At 55.7% G+C, this 17,448-nt stretch carries 15 protein-coding genes and 1 riboswitch; all 15 genes read right to left on the reverse strand.

Features of this window, described 5'->3' with window-relative positions; genetic code table 11:
• Positions 1-16 precede the first annotated feature (16 nt).
• The 15 genes from M891_RS23590 to M891_RS0108785 all read right to left on the reverse strand — a co-directional run bounded on the left by M891_RS23590 (position 17) and on the right by M891_RS0108785 (position 17,398).
• Positions 17-808 carry an ABC transporter ATP-binding protein gene (locus tag M891_RS23590; protein WP_036645964.1) on the reverse strand — a complete coding sequence of 264 codons (792 nt, stop codon included), beginning with the start codon at positions 806-808 and terminating at the stop codon, positions 17-19.
• Positions 805-1,854, reverse strand: coding sequence for a FecCD family ABC transporter permease (locus M891_RS0108715; protein WP_028538549.1), 1,050 nt, complete (start codon positions 1,852-1,854; stop codon positions 805-807). Before M891_RS0108715 ends, M891_RS23590 begins: the two co-directional genes overlap by 4 nt.
• The gene (locus M891_RS0108720; protein WP_028538550.1) at positions 1,851-2,861 is read right to left on the reverse strand and encodes an ABC transporter substrate-binding protein; all 1,011 of its coding nucleotides are present in this window, start codon (positions 2,859-2,861) and stop codon (positions 1,851-1,853) included. Before M891_RS0108720 ends, M891_RS0108715 begins: the two co-directional genes overlap by 4 nt.
• Positions 2,862-3,107: 246 nt before the next feature.
• Positions 3,108-3,318: riboswitch (cobalamin riboswitch) on the reverse strand.
• 80 nt (positions 3,319-3,398) lie between these two features.
• Positions 3,399-4,979, reverse strand: a complete 1,581-nt coding sequence (locus M891_RS0108730) for a methyl-accepting chemotaxis protein (protein WP_028538552.1) — start codon at positions 4,977-4,979, stop codon at positions 3,399-3,401.
• Between the two features lie 258 nt (positions 4,980-5,237).
• Positions 5,238-6,449 (reverse strand): response regulator, encoded by a 1,212-nt coding sequence (locus M891_RS0108735; protein ID WP_028538553.1) that lies wholly within the window; start codon positions 6,447-6,449, stop codon positions 5,238-5,240.
• Positions 6,446-8,218: a cache domain-containing sensor histidine kinase gene (locus M891_RS0108740; protein WP_028538554.1), complete on the reverse strand. Its 1,773-nt coding sequence runs from the start codon at positions 8,216-8,218 to the stop codon at positions 6,446-6,448. The genes M891_RS0108735 and M891_RS0108740 overlap by 4 nt, the downstream gene beginning before the upstream one ends.
• Positions 8,219-8,295: 77 nt before the next feature.
• Entirely contained in the window at positions 8,296-9,120 is an 825-nt protein-coding gene (locus tag M891_RS0108745; RefSeq protein ID WP_016313055.1) for a carbohydrate ABC transporter permease, read from the reverse strand.
• Between the two features lie 17 nt (positions 9,121-9,137).
• Positions 9,138-10,028 carry a carbohydrate ABC transporter permease gene (locus M891_RS0108750; protein ID WP_016313056.1) on the reverse strand — a complete coding sequence of 297 codons (891 nt, stop codon included), beginning with the start codon at positions 10,026-10,028 and terminating at the stop codon, positions 9,138-9,140.
• A gap of 128 nt (positions 10,029-10,156) precedes the next feature.
• Positions 10,157-11,512, reverse strand: coding sequence for an extracellular solute-binding protein (locus M891_RS0108755; RefSeq protein ID WP_016313057.1), 1,356 nt, complete (start codon positions 11,510-11,512; stop codon positions 10,157-10,159).
• A 232-nt stretch (positions 11,513-11,744) separates the two neighbouring features.
• On the reverse strand, positions 11,745-12,929 hold the full coding sequence (locus M891_RS0108760; protein ID WP_028538556.1) for an MFS transporter: 1,185 nt from the start codon (positions 12,927-12,929) through the stop codon (positions 11,745-11,747).
• 135 nt (positions 12,930-13,064) lie between these two features.
• Positions 13,065-13,367: an ArsR/SmtB family transcription factor gene (locus M891_RS0108765; RefSeq protein WP_028538557.1), complete on the reverse strand. Its 303-nt coding sequence runs from the start codon at positions 13,365-13,367 to the stop codon at positions 13,065-13,067.
• A 585-nt stretch (positions 13,368-13,952) separates the two neighbouring features.
• Positions 13,953-14,900, reverse strand: coding sequence for an MsnO8 family LLM class oxidoreductase (locus M891_RS0108770; protein ID WP_028538558.1), 948 nt, complete (start codon positions 14,898-14,900; stop codon positions 13,953-13,955).
• Positions 14,890-15,618, reverse strand: a complete 729-nt coding sequence (locus tag M891_RS0108775; RefSeq protein ID WP_028538559.1) for a histidine phosphatase family protein — start codon at positions 15,616-15,618, stop codon at positions 14,890-14,892. The genes M891_RS0108770 and M891_RS0108775 overlap by 11 nt, the downstream gene beginning before the upstream one ends.
• Positions 15,619-15,692: 74 nt before the next feature.
• Positions 15,693-16,661: an adenosylcobinamide-phosphate synthase CbiB gene (cbiB, locus tag M891_RS0108780; protein WP_028538560.1), complete on the reverse strand. Its 969-nt coding sequence runs from the start codon at positions 16,659-16,661 to the stop codon at positions 15,693-15,695.
• Entirely contained in the window at positions 16,661-17,398 is a 738-nt protein-coding gene (locus M891_RS0108785; protein ID WP_307719284.1) for an adenosylcobinamide amidohydrolase, read from the reverse strand. Before M891_RS0108785 ends, cbiB begins: the two co-directional genes overlap by 1 nt.
• Between the last annotated feature and the right edge of the window lie 50 nt (positions 17,399-17,448).

A 17,448-nucleotide genomic window follows, 5' to 3' on the forward strand; every position in this document is an offset into this window, starting at 1 on the left:
TTACTGACTCGTACCCTTAACCTAAACTTGCCCGGCGCAGCAATAGCTGCGGAACGTCCGAATCCGGATGAACCACTTGATGGGCCTGAACTCCAAATACGGTTTCAACCAGCTCCGGTGACAAAATGCCGTCCGGCGCGCCTTGCGCCACAATTTGCCCGCCGCTCATCACTAAGAGATGGCTGCAAAACAAGGCAGCCAAATTCAAATCATGCATCACTGAAACGACGGTAAGTCCGGCATCGCGCTGCCATTCGGCCACCAGCTCCATAAATTGCATCTGGTAACGCAAATCCAAATAGGTTGTTGGTTCATCGAGCAGCACCAGCTCGGGCTGCTGAGCCATCACCTTCCCAAGTGCTACCCGCTGGCGTTGCCCCCCGCTAAGCGCACTCAGCGGACGATGCTCCAGCTCCTTCAGGTCGAGACGTTCCATAATTCCATCAATGAGGCGTTCGCCTGCCTTCGCCCCGCCGATCTCCTTGCCGCGCCAATCCTGATGGGCGAACCGCCCCATTTCCACCACTTCACGCACCGTAAAAGCCACAGCCGGAAGCCCGTCCTGCTGAAGGACGGCGACCTTGCGCGACAGCTCCTTGCGCGAATACGACGAAAGCGGTCGTCCGCTCAACGCAATCTCGCCGGCATCCGGCTTCTCCACGCCGGAGATCAAGTTGAGCAAGGTTGTTTTGCCGCTGCCGTTGGGTCCAATCAAGCCCCAAAACTCACCGGAGCCAACCTGCCAGTCCACACCGTGAAGCACCTCCAGCCGGCCAAACGCCTTGGCAACCCCAGACACCTTGATCAACGCAGCTCCTCCTCCCTCTGTTTCTTCTTCCGATACAACAGATACCCAAAGAAAGGCGCCCCCACAAAGGCGGTGACGATGCCCAGCGGGACCTCCGTTGGAGCCAGCAGCGAGCGAGCCGCCAAGTCGCTCCACATCATAAATATCCCGCCGCCCAGCGCCGACAAAGGAATGATCAGCCGATAATCCGGGCCGGTGATCAGACGGATCATATGCGGAACGACCAGGCCTACGAATCCGATTACCCCTGACACGGATACCGCAGCCGCCGTCATCAGTGTAGCAACGAGCAACACAGCTAGTTTGGTTCGTTCTACGGCCATCCCGGAATGGGAGGCTTGACGTTCACCTAAAGTCAGCAGGTTCAAATGTTTAGCCCGGCTCCAAAGGAATAAGGCTCCCAGCAGCAAATACGGCAAAAGGATGGCCGTATACGACCATCCGCGCAAGCTTAAACTGCCCATCGTCCAATAGTAAATTTCATTAATGGTTTTCTTCGACATTGCCGTTAAAAAGGAGACAACAGCCCCTAGGAACGATTGCATCACGACGCCGGACAAAACCAGACTTTCAATCGGCAGCCGTCCGTTCTCTCTAGCCAGCCAAATCACGATCCATAACGTAACCGCCCCCGCCAGGAACGCAACCATCGGAAGCGTAAAGATCCCAAACAGGGAAAACTGCCATCCGAAAAAGATCAGCACCGCCGCACCGATTGCCGAACCTGACGATACGCCCAGTGTAAACGGATCCGCCAGCGGGTTGCGCAGCACCCCTTGGAAGCCGGCGCCCGCTACGGCGAGCGAAGCGCCGACCAGCATCCCGAGCAGCACGCGAGGCAACCGGACCTGGACGACGATTTGCTCGGCTGCCGTCGTCCAATCCGGCGTGATCAGGCGGTCTAACCCCGGGAGCCTGTGCAGCAAGATCGCCGCGATTTCTCCAGCAGGCACATAAACGGAGCCGATGCCGATGCAGAGCAGCAGCGTCACAACCAGGAGCAAGAGCCCGATGACTCCGTATCCGGCGAATTTGCCGCGCTTCATGGCTGGATCAAATCCGGGTGAACCGCCTTGGCCACTTCAATCAGCCCTTGCGTGACGCGAGGGCCCGTACGGCTCAGCAGGTTATCGTCCAGAGCGATAATGCGGTTCTCCTTCACGGCCGTAATTTGGTCCCAGCCTGAACGGCCTTTGATGATGTCCGCTAACGTCTTGTTATTTTCGTCAACAACGCTTTTCGCGTATAAAATGACGTCCGGGTTCGCTTGGATAATTTGTTCCTCATTGATCTCGGACCATCCCTTGACATCGGAAGCAACGTTGATGCCGCCAGCTAACGTGATCATCTCATCCATGAATTCGCCTTTGCCAACCGTCCATCCCGGAGAAAACTCGATGTAGACCTTCTTCTTCTGGTCTTCACTTAGCGAAGCTACCGCATCAGTTACCGTTTGGACCTCTTCCTTCATCTTGCCGACCACTTCAGCAGCTTCAGCCTGATGGTTGGTAATTTCGCCGATCGTCCGAATATGCTCCATTACTTCGTTGATCGTCTTCGGATTGGACTGGAACACTTTATATCCCATATCCGTCAAGTTTTTGACCGTTGCTTCATCGATCAGGCTCGCCGCAAGAATTAGGTCCGGCTGCGCCGCCACGATTGCCTCGACATTCACCTGGAACCCGCCCATCCGCGGTTTGTCCTTCACCGCTTCAGGATAATCATCCAGGTCGGATACGCCAGCGACTTGCTCGTCCAGTCCCAGTGCAAACAGCGTTTCCGTCTCCGAAGGCGCCAGCGAGACGATACGTTCCGGCGCGGCTTCAAACGTAAACTCTTTACCGGTAGAATCAGTGACGGTATAAGGGTAAGTCGTCTCTTGTGCCGCCGAATTGTCCGCCGCCGCGTTCGTTCCAGCGTTTTGCGTCGGTTGTGCAGCGTCCGCTGTGTTCCCTGTCCCCGGGGTGACGGCGTTATTGTTACCGCAGGCCGCAAGCACCAGCAGCAACGCCAGCAGCCACAGGCTTCCTAGTCTTCTCCAGTTTTTCATCTCCAGATCTCCCCTTGCTTTATTTTTCAGTAAATAAAGAAACGCCTTGTGTTCCAGCGGTACGTTGTGCAGCCGGCGGCGAAGAAGTCCGGCTAACCCTCTACCGGCACAAAGAAAAAACCCCAATCCTAGCGGATGGGGTTACGTCTACAAAGTCATGCTGTGCGCACGCAAAGCGGAGAGACTCCACGATGGCAGCGCCAAGCCATGATGCTCTTGGCAGAACGTTATCCTTTCCTCGAAGGACCGTCTTGAATTCCCGTGGCAGGTCTCCTGACTTCCAGGTCTCGACGAAAACTCGCCTTCCCATCTCCCTTCGCGGGCGACAGTGGCATCATGAGCTCGTCCCTGTTTACAGTGGCGGGACCGTGCCGGATTTGCACCGGCTTCCCTTTTAACCCGAAGCGGTACGGCATGCTTCACCGTTGCTCCAGGACCTACGGGCACAAATTGTACGCTTGTCTTAAGGCTTTCTTCTCTATTGGATTATAGGGGAAAAGCGGAGGACTGACAATAACTAATCCGTTATTCCTTTGTTTAGCCCCGTTCTAAAGACAAATCGGCTCCCAGGACACCAATGACTTCACCTTCCCGGACAATCGGCACGGCCAGCGTCATGCAACGCCGCTTGGTGATCGCGGAGATATACACTTCGGAGACAACCGTCTCTCCGGCAATCGCCTGGCGGAACCAGTCCCGTCCTTTGGCGTTAAGCAAGCCGGCTTCCGGAATGGATACGATAAAAGAGCCGTCCTTGCGGTTCGACCAGGCCGCTTCTAGACCAGGCTCTGCGGCTAACAGCTGCTCCAGTGCAGCCCGGTGACTAGCCGGCTCCAGCATGCGGAAACCTGGCTGTTCGGCTGCCTCCAGCAGCTTCCGGGCATAGGCTTGACCAAGGGCCACCGCGTCTTCGCCACCGGCAGCCGGATCCGCCCCGGAATGGACGGAGTTCAATGATACCATCAGTTCGCCCTGGGCCCGATCCAAGCCCACGACCACCGTCTGCAGCTTGGAAATATGCTCTCGCTCCGATTCCATCCGAGCCAGCGCTCCCTCCACATGGGTGATGCTCCGATTGAGAGCCTCATGCACCTCGCTTAGCATCGCCTCCATATTCCGCGTCAGCTCGGCTTGTTCCCGGCTTCGCTGTCCCGCCTCGGCAACCAGCCCGTTCACCTCTGCCACTTCATTCGCAATGAACCGGATGTCCTCCCCCATTCGCTTCATCAGCGAAATTCCTTCCAGGGCCGAGTCACGTCCCTCTATCAGCGTGGACTTCACACGCTCGACATCCGCCGAGATTTGCTGGAACAACGGGGCGGAGGAGTTGATCGCCCTGGTGCTTTGATCCGCCAACTGGCGCATGCGCACGGCGACGACATCGAAACCTTTCCCCTGCTCGCCCAAACGAGCCGCCTCGATCGACGCATTCAGCGCAAGCAACGCGACCTCTGCCGCGATCTCCTCCAAGCTCCGATACAATGCGCCCAGCTTCCGGGTGTTCCCCTCCAGATCCTCCATCGGCCCCACGATCGACTCTTGGGATTGCGCCAAAGAACGAATGGTGCCGTCTACGGTTTCGAGCGCTCCCGCCATACGCATGGCCTCGGCTCGAGTGTTTTCGCTGCGGGTAAGCAAATGCCCCGCTGCGTCATGGATTTGGGAGGCCGAGGCCGCCACCTCTTCCATTGCCGCCAGGCTCTCCTGCACCTGTTCCAGCGAACGTTCGCTGCTTTGCTTGAGCTTCAGATCCTCGGCCGCTGCAGTATCGGCTAATCGTTGCAGCTGCTCGAGGCTCTCGCTCACTTCGCCAACCGCCGCCTGCAGTCGATCCGCCGCCACTAGCGACTCATTGAATACTGCCGTCCAATCAGTTTCCTCCCGCTGGGATTCACCTGTCCCCGAAGGAGAACGCTTGCCCGCCAGCGCCCCGCCTCCCAGTGCTGCCCGCAGGCCGGTTCCAAAGAACAACGAAGACCCCAAGCTGAGCAAAGTAAATAGCACAAGGCAGGGGATATACCATGGCGTCTTTGCCCATAACGCACAAACAGCCAGGACCGCCGTGAAGCCGACACTAAGCCAAGCAGCGATTCTTCCCAACCTTTCGTTCCGATTCATACTCCCACCCCTGATATGTAAATTTTGCTAACATTATAGAATAGGACTAAAGGTATAGAAAGGAAAAATTTAGGCATTCCGAAGTTGGGTGCAAATAATCGACGGAATTTTGTAAATAAAAAAGAGGAATGTAACACAACACGTCACATTCCTCTTTGAACAACCCATACCATCCTATATCTTGGGTGCAATCTTGCGGCATCCTCTCTCGTCTATTCGTTCATTCTCCCATTGTACACCAGAACAGAACGCTCTTCCCTACTTACTCCGCTTGCCGCTGCTGGCCAGCAAGATGTTAATATTCTGCTGCTGCCGGTATTCATTCGGCGTGACATGATACTTCTTACGGAACATCTGCGCGAAATGACGAATGTCCTGATAGCCGAGGTACTCCGCAATCTCCCCGACCTTCAGCTTCGGGTTTAACAACAGCTGCTTGGCTTGCTCCAGACGGAGCGAGGTCACATATTCCTTGTAGCCAAGTCCGACCTTCTGCTTAAACAACTGGCTGAAATACGCCGGGTTCAGGAAGACGATGGAAGCGACCTTCTCCAAAGAAAGCTCCTCGTTGTAGTGCTCCTTGATATATTGAAGGGCGACTTCGATCGCTTTCTCCCCGCTACCCTTCGGCGGATCCAGCAAAGCAACCGGCGAGTCGGAAGCCTGCTTCATCCGCATGACCACCTGCGGCACAGATTGAAAATCGTTGTTTAAGCCGGAATGCACAATTTGAAAAGGCACCTTCAAATAGTGCTGCAAATGCGCCTTCACTTCCTCCTGAAACCGTTCGATCCGCTCCGGCTCCCGCGGCGTGATCAGACCCAGCAGGCTTTGGCGGTCATAGCTCACGACAAACCCTCGGCCGTGGCGCTCAATCAGTTCGGACAACACATTTTCGACGATAAAATGCTCCAGCCGCACGTTTTTGTCCCCAGCATCCATCTGAACCATCATCAAATAAAAGCTTTGATAGTCCTCCATAAACGGCGTCAAATCCAGGTTCCCGATATCTAACCCCGAGGCTAATCGCTGAAATACGCCCTCGCGCAAATATTTCAGATTGGCTTTTAAGAGCTCCTCTTCCTTCGTCTGCTCGCTTTCCTCGCGAACCTCTGCGGCCAGGGTGCTGATAATTTCCTGCAGGCGCGTTTTCCCAATCGGCTTCAGCAAGTAATCGCGGGCCCCCAGCCGCACCGCCTCCTGGGCATAGGCGAATTCGCTGTGCGCAGAGATCACCACCCACTTCACCCGAGGAAATCGGCGTTTCGAAATCCGCATAAATTCCAGTCCGTTCATACCCGGCATCAAAATATCAGTGAGCACAATGTCGAATCGCTTCTCGCCCATCAGCTTCGCGGCTTCCTCTGCCCCTTCAGCCAGTTCAACCCCATACTCCGGATAAATCCGGTTGATCGTTCGCTTAATGCCTTCGCGAATCGCCCGTTCGTCATCCGCAATCAAAATATTCATGTTGCAACGTCCCCCTCCATCGGAAGCGGCAGCACGACGGCTACCCTGGTTCCTTGATCAGGAATGCTCTCGATCTCCAAACCGTAACGTTCACCGAACATATGTTGAAGACGGCGGTGCAAATTTTGCAGCCCAATGCCGCTGCTGCCCGTACCGGATTCCTTCGGACCGGGGCCGTTGATCGACTGCTTCAACCAGGCAAGCCGTTCGGCCGTCATCCCGTTGCCGTTGTCCTCCACCACGATTTTCAGCACATCTCCAACCTCTTGGGTATATAACTTAAGCACACCTTGGCGTTTAAGCGATTCTAACCCATACTTCACTGCGTTTTCGATAATCGGCTGAACGGTCATCTTGGGCAGCCGAATGTCCAGCCAACGTTCATCGATGGTCTTCTCCACCCGAAGCCGGCCCTCCAGCCGGATCAAAATAATCGTCAAATAATGGTTAATCTGCTCCAGCTCTTCGCGCAGCGTAACCTTGGCTCCATCCTTCCACTCACTGCTGTAGCGAAACATCGAAGACAGCGACAAGACGAGCTCGCCTAGCCGGTCGTTCTCCTTCTCATCCAGCATCCAGTAGATCATATCCAGCGTGTTATACAAAAAATGCGGATTCACCTGCGACTGCAGCGCTTGCAGCTCGGCGTTTTTTTCGCTGACCGAGGAAATTTTCACCCGTTCGATCAGCTCCTCGATGCGGCTGACCATTCGGTTAAAGGACGCGACGAGAATGTTGATCTCCTGGTAGGAGGAGACGTTCACCATCCCGCGGAAATTCCCTATTTCCACCTGTCGCATCTCGCGGATCAGCTTCTTCAGCGGATTGGCAATTGTCCGCGACACAATGCTGGCGACGACGGCGGAGACGATGATCAGGATCGAAATGACGATCAGCAAATACCGCTTCGTTTCCAATAACTCTACATTCAAATCCTGCCGGGGAGTCACGCTGACCACCGACCAGTCGGAAAAAGGCAGACGGGACGCCACCGTGATCCCCGAACCCTCCTGCTCTACAACCAAGTTGCGGGCTGCATCCAGCTTCGGGAGGTCGTCCAGCATCGGTGCCGGTTCGGTCAACGAGGAGACAACTTGGCCTTGCTGATTGACGAGATAGACCTCGCTATGCTCGCCCAGCTTGAGATTATCCAAAGCATCCAGCACCGGCCCCGGGTTCACCTCGTAAAGCACAATGCCTATCGGTTTATGCTCGTTTAAATCGTAAATTTGCCGGCCAAAGGCAAACACCGGGCTGTCCTCGGCCAAATCGATCAGCGAATGGGAATAGACGCCCAACCATACCAGTTTCCCGGATGAATTGCGGAGCTGGTGATACCAATCCTCCTCGGGATAAGAAGGATCCAGCACATTCATCGAGTTGCCGTAGTTGTATATCTTCCCTCGGTTGGTAATGACGTGAATGCCCACCAAATCGTCACGGGAATAAAAGATCGCTCCAATAATGTTCGTAATCGATTGTTCGTTAATATAGGCTACCGCCGGCTCGTCGGTTTTTTCGTTCAGCAGGCGGATCATCTCAAAATTGTTCGTAATCGACTTCGACAAGCTGTCGTATCCTTCATAAAGCAGGCTAAACAACCCAACGGTCTGAGCGACGTTCTTCTGCGACAGGTCGCTGATTTTCTCGTGATACTGCTCCGTCGTCCGGCTGTAGTAGAGCACGCTGACGATCAGCAAAATGCCCGACATACAAAAAAGAAACAGCAAAAACAACCGATGGTTTATGGAATGAAAGCTGTTTCGCAACTGTTTTCTCCCTCCCAACCCCGTGTCCTGCTGCTCCTTCATTATAAGATGGCGTCCTTATTTTGCAAGCGCAATCTTTACCCTTTTACTGCTCCGGCTACCATTCCTTTCGTAATTTGGTTCGACAGGAAGAAATAGATCAAAATGACCGGTAGCGCCCCCATCACAAGGAAAGCGCCGATGGCTCCGTAGTTTACAGAATATTGGCTGACGAATGTATATACCCCAAACGGCAGCGTCTTCAGTCTCTCCGACGAAATGAACGTGGCGGCCAAGATGTATTCGTTCCAAATCGTGATAAAGGTTAAAATACAAACCGTCATCATTGGCGGGACGGACACCGGCAAAATAATGCTGCGGAAAATCCGATAAATGCTCGCTCCGTCGATAAACGCCGATTCCTCGATTTCCGCCGGGATGCTCTTCATAAACCCGCTGAGGATAAAGACGGAGATCGGGGTGGAAAAAGCGATATACGGCAAAATCAGCGACAGATGCGTATTTAGAATATCGACATTTTTAAAAATCACCATCAACGGCAGCAGCGTAGCCTGCATCGGAATCATCATCCCCATCAAAAAGATGGTCATGACCATGTTCCCATACCGCCAGCGGAACCGCGAAATCGCATACGCCACCATCGAGCTGAGCAGAATGACGCAGATCATGGTGATCCCGGTAACGATCACGCTGTTGGATAAATATTTCAAATAGCTCCCCGACTCGTAGGCGTCTTGATAGTTGTGCCACTGCAGCTCTTTCGGCAAGGCGAAGAAGCTCCCGCCCATAATCTCCTCATTCGTCTTCAAGGAATACAGCAGCAACCATAACAGCGGGTACAGCTGGGTAACGACCGGAATCGCAAACAGCACGTAGACGATTCCTTTTTTGACTTTTCGCATGAACCTCGCCTCCTTTGCTAGCTGTATTTGCGCTCAAGCTTGTTGAAGATGGAATTGATGATCGCCGTGCATGTGAGGCACAACAGAACCAGGAACGTAGCGATCGCGCTGCCGTACCCGTATTTCAAAGACAGAAACGAGCTGTTGTACATATGCGTGGAGATGACGTCGGTGGCATGCGCCGGTCCGCCTGCGGTCATCACCATGACGAGGTCGAACGCCTGCAACGAGCCGATAAACGCCAGGACGATCGATATTTTGAAGATCGGGACGATCAGCGGCATCGTGATGTAACGGTCTGCTTTGAACCCTTCCGCCCCGTCGATTTTTGCAGCTTCATAGATTTCATCCGGAATGTTCTGCACCCCGGTATATTGAATGAGCAAATGATAGCCGAAATACTGCCACAGTGACACGAAATACAGACTGTACATTGCGATTTTCGGCTCAGTCAGCCAATTATGCGTCCAACTGTCCAGACCTAAGGCGATCAGCACGCCGTTCAGCATGCCGCCCATCGAGGTCGGGTTATAGATCGTTTTCCAGAGTTGTCCGATAATAACAACCGATAAAATGACCGGCGTAAAATAGATCGACGCCAGCGTATTCCCCTTTTTCAAATAACGGCTAAGCAATATAGCAAAAAACAAGCAAAGCGGAATCTCCAGCATGGAGGCTACCGCATAAAGCAGCGTTCTCCGGACCGACGGCCAGAAGACCGGGTCGTTCCAGAACATATCCCGGAAATTGGACAGCCCCGTAAACTTCGGGGTGGTGATCCCGTCCCAGTTCAACAGGCTGGTCCCAAACGACACGAGTATCGGAACAAACACCAAGCACACATACAACAACAGACAAGGCAATACGAAGACGGCTATTGTGCGTGCGGGCACCTTCAGTACTTTCATCTCTCCGCCCCCCAATAGAAATGCGATGCGAAGAAGCGCTCTAGCACGAATGCTGTTAAGGGCTACTTCGCATCGATGGAAAGGTAACTTTTTGTAAAAAGATCAGGTAGGGTTATTGGCTCAAGGAATTACTGCTTGTTGGCTTCATAGGCGGTTTGATGCTCTTTGGCCACTTGAGCGGAATCCACTTGCTGCACGAACAAGTTTTGGATGCTGCTGAGGTGGACTTGCGCCGTTGCCGGGTTCATCGTATTGTCGAACGCCAGGTCGCCGCCCTTCACTTTGTTGAACAATTCAGCAACTTCGATCGCCAGATCAGAGTAGCCTGCGGCTTTCAGGTCACCGTCAACTTTTTGACCAAGGCCAACCGCGTTTTTGTTCTCAAATTGCTTCTTCGGGAAGTTCAGCGCAAAGAAGTTCAAGAAATCCTTCGTTTCTTGCAAATGCTCGCTGTTCGCCGATACCGCGAACGCACTGCCCGGCGCTAGCATAAACTCATTGGGGTCTCCTTTGCCGTTAACCGTCGGGAACGGGAACGCTCCCACTTTACCTGCAACGGACGAAGCGTCGATGGCCCCGGTTTCCCAAGAACCGATGACCCACATAGCCGCTTGACCGGATTTGAAGATGTTACCGCCTGCCGTAGCGTCAATCGAAGTTGCGCCGTCCGGGAAGGCACCGGCTTGCACCAGCTCTTGGAACTTGTCAACAGCTTCGATGAAGGCCGGATCTTCGAACGTTTTCTTTCCGTCCATGACGTCCTGCAGGAAGCCTGGGCCGCCGTTTGTACGAAGCAGAATGTTCATGAACAGGAACGAACCGGTCCAGGAATCCTTCTCCCCGATCGCCAGCGGCGTGATGCCTTTTTCTTTGAAAATCTTCACGTCAGCCAGGAATTCGTCGAACGTTTCCGGGACTTTCGTGATGCCGGCTTGCTCGAACAGTTCTTTGTTATAGTAAACGACCTCGATGTTGTTGCCGTCTGGCAGCGCATAAACGTTGCCGTCGAAGCTGTAATAATCAAGCAGCCCCTCTTGGTACGTGTCTTTCAGCCCGTTTTGATCCAACATGTCGTTCAGCGGCGCCAGCAGGCCGGCGTCCACGAACGGTTTCATTTGCGCCGCCGGATTCACGATCGTAATATCCGGAACCTCTTTGGAGGCTGCTTGCGTTTTTAGCTTGATTTTCTGCTGGTCGGTATTCAGCGTGTCGAGCTCGATATGGATGTTGGGATGCGCCGCTTCATACTCTTCGACCAGCGCATGGATCGTTTTATAGGACGGGGTTGCCGGGTCCGGGTAAATATTTTGGAACGTGATGGTGATTTTCTCGCCGCCGCTCCCGCTCGTTGCCCCGTTGCCGGCCGGCTCGTTCGCCGCCGCGTCGTTCTTCGCCCCGCCGCCTCCGCACGCCGACAAACTCAGCGCCAACGCGGCGGTTAAAGCGATGGCGGATGTTCTCTTCCAATGCTTCTTATTGAACATTAAATCATGCCCCCTGTGTTTAGGATAAAACCATTATTATGCCTTTAAGCGCTTTCAACAAGGCGCGAACTTCAGGGATCCGGTTGGTTTTTTTTAGGTATGTAGAATTTCCCCTGTTTCCTTGGATTTGGGAATGAAGGGGGCGGGGCTCCTCGTGTCGTTTAGTTGTCATGCATCATCTTCCGAAAACCGGAAGATGATGCATGACAGTCGTTTGCAATCAGGTACAACTTCAATTCATTTCTCCGATACCTTCCCTGCCGGCACTCATTCGCATTCTCAAGAGCGACGCCACCACGATCGCAATAGCGACACCAACCATCCCGACCCAGGTAATGGATGGCAGAGACACCCGTTCGATCATGACGCCGCCGATTGCAGCCCCCGCAGCCATGGACAACTGCATCATGGATTGGTTCAGGCTCAGCATGATTCCAGAATAATTCGGTTCAATCCGAACCAAATTGACTTGTTGCGTTGGACCGGAGGACCAAGCCGCAAACGACCACAAGATCAGGAGGATGACAATCAGCTGCCACGAGTGCGTATAGGCAACGGATAGAGAGAGGAGAAGCAGCGCGATGACGTGCAAGAGCAATCCCCCTGACAGTGTCGGGAACACCCCCCATTTATCCGCGCTGAAACCGCCGAATTTGGATCCGAGCAGGCTGGCGATGCCGAAAGCCAACAGCACTCCGCTCAATATCCCTTCCTTCAATCCGGCAACATCCAGCAGATACGGTGAAATGTAGGTGTAGGCGATCGAGTATCCGCCGAGCCAGAAAAAGGTAATCGCAAGCCCCAGCGCTACGTTGCCGTTTTTCAAGAAGGCAAGCTGCTTGGACAACGGCATCGGTTTATCCCCTTGAACTCGGGGGATGATGGCGTACAGAACGAACATAACCACCAGACCGGCCAGTGCCAATATACCAAAAACCGATTTCCATCCGAGTTGTGATGCAACGATACGTCCAAGAGGCACGCCGATAATCAAGGAGGCCGTAAAGCCCATCACCACGGTAGCAATCGCGCTGGCTTGTTTGCCGGGGGCGGCAATTTTCGCAGCGATGTCCAATGCGGTTACCACAACCATTCCCGCGCCCAGAGCCATGATGACGCGAGCTGCGAGAAACGAGGCATAGCCAGGTAAAACGAAAGACAGGATATTCCCGATCACGAAGATCCCCAGCGCCCAAACCAGCAGTTTTTGTCTTTCCACCTTGGCAGTCAAAGCCATCAGAATCGGGGTGCCAATGGCGTACACAAAAGAAAAAAACGTGACCAACTGCCCCGCGGAAGTAACGGAAATCCCCAGGGTATCCGAGATCTTATCCAAGATGCCGGAAATAACGTACTCGGAAGTACCCACCAAAAAAGTAACTAATGCCAATAAATAGACTTTCCACGTGCTAGACAATACGTTCACTTCTCCTTCTTTTTGTTGTATGAATCGTTACCGACATGAGGATCCTTTTGATAAATTCATATATCGCAATATGTCGATCTGTTGGGCCGAAAAAAAACTGAATACGTTTGAGGTATTCAGTTCAGATTAGAGTTTCTGATTTAAGAAATCAGCTAATTCGCTTATTTTCTCTTCGTTGCGTTTGTAGTACGTATATTTGCCGATTCGCTCGGTTCGAATCAGTCCGGCCCGTTGCAGAATGGACAAATACTGCGACGCTGTCGACTGTGTCATGTTCAACTTATCCGTCACTTGACTGACACACACCCCGATTTCCCTCATATCCACTCCTTCATGGGGCACAAAATGTTTTTCGGGCTCCTTCAGCCACTGCAAAATCTGTAACCTCGACTCGTTAGACAACGCCTTGAACACTTCAATTGGATCCATGTCTTGTATTATATCTACATTTTGCGATATGTCAATCTAATCTTTAATGCCCCATAAACCAAGTTCTAAGCCTATTTTAAAACCTCATTCAATGAAACGCTGCGGTGATAAAATCCATAAGCCGAAGCTCATTCGCGGACGCCGCTGCAGTTTGCGGCAGGAGGGCTGCGGGAAGTGATGTATTTCGGAGGACTGGACGCGGTCGGCTCGAACGCCTTCGTTTGTGGGGCGTCGCCGTGGGATTTTTGGTCCTGCTGCTCGCTTCCGGATTGAAGGCCGGTCGAGCGACAGATGCGCCCCCTACTTCTGTTACAGGGGATTAAAATAGTGTGGTGGCATAATCAGCAATAAGCGCTTTAGAGTAGGTGCTTCTTTCGTGAGACCGTTTGGTGCGTTTGATGTTTTGGTGCCGAACTCATATTGTATTTTATACAACATTTTGGGCCCATGGGGGAGCTGCCAACCGCAAAATGCTGTATTTCGTACAGCAATTCACAGTATTATGGGCCCTCCCCCGCAAAAATGCTGCACTTTCTGCAACATTATGGCCAGAACCCCTGAAGACCAGGGAAAATGTTGTACAATCTACAACTTTTCAACACGGGACGCTTCGGCCAGAAGTTGATAGGAGAGCAACCGTTCCTCGTAATCGGGGATCAGCGATACGATCAGGAACTCGTCGTTGCGGCACTTCTGTTGCAGGTTTCCCAATTGTTCTAGGACTTGCTTGGCTGTCCCGGAAAACCCTTGAAAAGGCGCCCCTCCGCGGGCGCGGAATCCCTCCGCCGCCTGCGCCGCCAAAACCTCCGCCCGGGCTTCGGTCTCCGCGCAAATCACGCTGACGGCAAGCATGGCGGAGGGCTCGGCTCGGTGGACGGAGGGGCGGAAGGTATCGCGGTAGGCCCGCAGGACTTCGGCTCCGTCACTGTCGCTCATAAATTGGCCGAAGACATATCCCGTTCCGAGTTCGGCCGCATACCCCGCGCTTTTGACATTCGTGCCGAGCATCCAGAGTTCAGGCGGAAGCTGGGGGACCGGCCTTGCGGTTACGGGATGGTCCTCGTAGCGATAACGATCCGCAAGCAGGTCGGAAAGCTCCTTGGCCAGTTGCGGATAACGCCCGACCCGTTCCAGAAAATTGCCGCTTAAAGCCATCGACGCGTGCGCCTCCCCGCCGGGGGCTCTCCCGATCCCGAGATCGATGCGCCCCGGATACAGGGCCGCCAGCAGCCGGAAGTTTTCCGCGACCTTCAGCGGACTGTAATGCGGGAGCAATACGGCGCCCGACCCCAGACGGATCCGGCGGGTAGCCGCTCCAATCGCCGACAGCAGCACCTCCGGCGCCGCGCTGGCCAATGCCTCCATATCGTGATGCTCCGCCGTCCAATAGCGCAGATATCCCCTTTCTTCCGCTTGCCGCGCCAACCGGATCGCTTGTTCGAGCGCCGCCTCTGCCGTTGTCTCCGGGAGCTTCGGCACCAAATCCAGCACGCCAAGCTTTAGCTTCATCTTCATCTCAGACTCATTCATCATGCCCCTCCTTCTCCATATCAGGTTCGCCTTCCCCATGAAAGAACAAACGTTGAACGCCGCCCGGCCCAACCCGGGTGTCCCAGAAACCCAGACCCGGCTGCAGCAGCGAGCAAAGCATCGAGATCACGCCGCCGTGGGTCACGATGAGCAGACGTACGGACTCAGCGGGTTGTGAAGCGGGTTGCGGCGAAGGCGGATGCAATCGCAAGGTTGGCGGCAGGAACGCCGGCTTGCGCAACGGGTCGATTGCCAAGCTGCCGGAGCCAAAGTTGGAGTTAGGGGCCTCTCCCGCTAACGCCATCGTCTGCATCAGAAGCTCCTCGCCTACTTCAGATACCCGTGCTTGAAAAGCCTGCCAGGATTCGCCCCCGGGGGGTGTTCCAGCCTGCGGATCATCGATCCAGGCGCGGTATCGCTTGTCATCCTTCAGCATCTCATACGTTTGGCCTTCCCACCGGCCGAAATTCATTTCCCGCAAACGGGGGTCCAGTTGCGCGCCGTCCAGCAGATCCGGACGGGCCCAAGCCAACGTTTCCCGGCAGCGCCGTAAATCGCTGGCATATACCGCGGCGAAGTTCACCCCCGCCAGTTCCCGGCGCAGCTCTGCCAAACTCGACGCCTCGTCCGGCAGCAGCGGCGGATCGCTGTGGCCCTGATATCGGCGTTCGGCGTTCCAGGCCGTGAGACCATGACGAACCAGCCACCATTCCGCGTTCATTTTCGTTCACCTCCCGGTCAATGCCTCGAGCCAAAATTCAAGCCCCGCTTGTTGACACAGCGGACCGAATCCGACTAAATCAAACTCCAGCTGCCGACGATCGCGATCCATGCCGCCGTTCCTGCAATGACGGTTGCATTCGCTGCCCAAAACATCAGCTTCGCCGTCTTCGCCACGTCCCCGGGCGCCAGCTCCCGGGTTTTGTCGCCCATATAGGCGCGGAACGAAACGACGCCGTGGTAGGAATTTTCCCCGCCTAACCTTACCCCGAGCGCCCCGGCTACCGCCGCCTCCGGGTAGCCGCTGTTCGGGCTCGGATGCTTGGCGGCATCGCGGCGCACCATTCGCCACGCGCCGCGGGCATCCAGCCGCAAGGCCCATGCTGCGACGTAGAGCAGCAGCGCCGTCAGCCGGGCGGGGAGGTAATTGGCGATATCGTCCAACCGGGCGGAAGCCCAGCCGAGATCGATGTATTTGTCGTTCTTGTAGCCGACCATCGAATCGAGGGTGTTCACCGCCCGATACGCCATCGCCAGCGGGGCGCCGCCCAGCAGCGCAAAAACGAGCGGCGACACGACGGCGTCGACGATGTTCTCGGCGACGGTCTCGACGGCGCCGCGCGTGATCTCCGGCGCATCCAGGTGCGCCGTGTCGCGTCCGACGATCATGCCGAGCGCGCGGCGGGCGGCGGGCAGGTCACCGCGCAGCAGGTGGCCGGCCACGTCCATCCCCGCCTCGCGCAAGCCTTTGGCGGCGATCGTCGTCCAGATGAGGGCGGCCTCCGCCGCGGCCGCCAGCCACGGGCTGACCTGGGCCAGCAGGCGCAGCAGCGCCCAGGTCACGGCAAAGCTGCCGCCGGCGACGACCAGCGGCAGCAGCACCCCCGCCGCCCGGTAGCGGCGGGGCGGGACGAGGCGGCGGACGGCCGCCTCGAGCGCGGCGATCGCCTTGCCCATCCCCACCACCGGGTGGGGAAGCCAGCGCGGATCGCCGAGCAGCCGGTCGAGCGCATACGCGACCGGCACCACCCACCACGCCGCCATCACCCGCGCGCCCCCGCTGCCGCAGCGCGCAGCGACGCGCCTACGGCGGCGTACACCAGGCGGCCCACCGTGCCGCCCAGGTCCGTCGCGGTGCCCGCGTAAGCGTGCAGAAGCGGCCAGTCGGCCCGCTGACTCACGCCAAGCGCGACCGCGTCGGTCGTGGTGCCGGTGGCCGCAAGCCCGTTCTCGGCGTCCTGCACGCCGAGATCGCCCAGCGCGGCCGTCTTGGCCTCCGTCGCCGTCATTACGGCGTTGACCATCGCCGCCGGCGTCAGCCGCCCATCCACGGCCAGCAGCACATTAATCGTTCCCGGCGTCCATGAGGCCGGGAACGTCGTCCGCCGAACGCCCGCCCGCGCGGCGTTCGACGCCCCCGCCGTCGCGCAGCAGAAGACGGCGAAATCCTCGCCACATTCCTCCGCCACCGCGGCGTAGCGCATCGGGACCGCCGTCAGCAGCCCCGCTGTCCCCTCGGCCGGGTATCCCCATTGCTCCAGCAACTCCGCAATGTCCCGCGCCGGATCGTCGCAGCGGTATTGGCGGTCTACGTAGATGTTGACCATCCGGCGCAGCCGGCCAGATCCACCGCCATAGACTGCGCTGCTCAGTCCGTCCATCTCCTCCGGCGCCTCCAGCAGCAAATGCCGCTCCCCATATTCCAGCTTTAAGCCGGGCCATACCTTGGATTCATACACTTCGCCCGGACGGGCCGCCATAAAAGGCATTCCCATCGTCATCCTTCCCTTCCTCCCAACATGAAAGTCTACCAACAACAACTTTTAATACA

The sequence above is a fragment of the Paenibacillus sp. J14 genome, from assembly GCF_000518465.1.
In the GTDB taxonomy this organism is placed as follows: Bacteria; Bacillota; Bacilli; order Paenibacillales; family Paenibacillaceae; genus Fontibacillus; species Fontibacillus barengoltzii.